Source organism: Actinoplanes sp. NPDC048791, from assembly GCF_040650095.1.
Taxonomy (GTDB): Bacteria; Actinomycetota; Actinomycetes; order Mycobacteriales; family Micromonosporaceae; genus Actinoplanes.
On record NZ_JBEZGQ010000878.1, the window covers coordinates 1,674 to 3,503 of the forward strand.

At 73.3% G+C, this 1,830-nt stretch carries 2 protein-coding genes; both read right to left on the reverse strand.

Annotated features, from left to right (window positions below):
• Nucleotides 1-103: 103 nt before the first annotated feature.
• On the reverse strand, nt 104-532 hold the full coding sequence (locus AB0C29_RS38940; protein ID WP_360831533.1) for an OsmC family protein: 429 nt from the start codon (nt 530-532) through the stop codon (nt 104-106).
• An 11-nt stretch (nt 533-543) separates the two neighbouring features.
• Nucleotides 544-1,830: cation:proton antiporter (locus AB0C29_RS38945; protein WP_360831536.1), on the reverse strand; the 1,287-nt coding region annotated here is incomplete at its 5' end.

Here is a 1,830-nt window from a genome sequence, read left to right on the forward strand (position 1 = left end):
CGCCGGTCGGTGGCGGCATGGCTGACGCGCCGACCGCGGTGCTGCGCGCCGTGCCGCCGCACAACCCCTACACCGGGCCGGCGCGGTAGCGGCACCTCGACGGTCAGTGGCGCTGGAAGGTCGACACCGGCGTGCCCAGCTCCACGGTGCGGCTGACAGTGCACAGCCGGTCGTGCGACTGCTGGATCAGGCGCGGCACGATCTTGCGCGCCTGGTCCCCGTCGGTCCCCGGCGGGAACTCGATGTCGAACTCGACCTCGAGGTTCTCCATCCGGTTGGCGCCGCCCTCGTCGCGCACCTTGTCGCCGCGGACCCGGACCACGAACCGGGCCGGCTCCGCCCGGCGGCTCGCGACCAGGTCCACGTCGATCGCGGTGCACCCGCCCAGCGCCGCGAGCAGCAACTCCACCGGCGTGAACCGGTCGTCGTCCCCCGTGCCCAGTTCGATGACCCCGCCCCGCACGTTGCGCACGTCGTACGCGCCGGCCCCGGTCCGCTCGATCTCCACCGATCGCAGGCTTTCAGCTGTCATGCCGAGCGACGCTACCCGCCCGGGCTCTCCGCGGGGGTGTCGTTGTCGCGGCGCTGCGCCATGTGGTCCTGTTCGAGGTCGAGACCGTCCTGGACGCGCAGCAGCACCTCGTCGTCGATCTCACCCCGGTCGCGCATCCGGACGACGGTGTCGTGCCGGTGGTCGATCACAGCCAGGTGCAGATCGGCGTACTGCTGCTCGTACCGGGCGGCCTCCTGGTCCGGGCCGGAGCCGGCATCGCGCAGCACGCGGAGCCGGCGATCGTATTCCGCCCGCAGCTGCTGGGTGATGTCGTCGCTCGTGCCCCGGTCCGCGGCCAGCTCCGGCAGCGCGGCGAGCGCGTGTTCCAGCGAGGTGATCTCCGCTGCCCGGCGTTCCCGCTCGGCCTCCCCGTCCGCGCCCAGCCCGGCCCAGCGCATCACCCGGGGCATCAGCGGCGCCTGGACCAGCAGCGTCACCGCGATCACCACCGCCGTGGCGAAGACGATGAGGTCCCGGGCCGGAAACTCCTCGCCGGACGGCAGAGTGTGCGGCACGGCCAGCGCCGCCGCCATCGACACCGCGCCGCGGAAACCGGCCGCGGCCATCAACGCCCGGGGCCGCCCGCTCAGGCGTCGTTCGCGCTGCTGCGGCCGGCGGTCGATCGCCCGGATCAGGTACGGGCTGGTGAACAGCCAGCCGAAGCGCACCGCGACGATGACCGCGCAGACCACCACCGCCACCAGCAGCCCGTGGGCCAGCCCGGTGCTGTCCAGCCCGCGTACGGCCGACTGCGCCTCCAGGCCGACCAGGACGAACAGCGCCGCGTTGGCCAGCTGGGTCAGGAAGTTCATGGTCGTCTGGACGTACCGGCGGGCGTGGCCGGGGAACAGTCGCGGCGAGACCCGGCCCACCCAGAGCCCGCTGACCACGGCCGCGAGGACGCCGGAGACCTCGGCCGCCTCGGCCAGCAGGTAGGCCGCCAGCGGCGTGAGCAGGGCGAGCAGGTTGTGCTGGAACGGTTCGGTGAGCCGCCGGCGGATCTGCAGGATTCCGAAGGTGACCAGCAGGCCGGCCGCGATCCCGCCGAGGTACGACATCGTGAACAGCCCGGCGACGTGTCCCGGGCTGAGATGCTCCTCGCCCAGCGTGACCCCGACCGCCAGCGTGTAGATCACCAGGGCCGTGCCGTCGTTGACCAGGCTCTCCGCCTTGAGCATGGTCGCGATCCGGCGGGGCAGCATCCGGCCCAGGACACCGACCGCGGTGGCGTCGGTCGGCGCCACGGCGGCTCCCAGCACCCAGGCCGGTCCCCATGC

Coding starts and splice junctions, on each gene's coding strand:
- AB0C29_RS38940 (WP_360831533.1), bottom strand. CDS start 532: ATGACAGCTGAAAGCCTGCGATCGGTGGAGATCGAGCGGACCGGGGCC.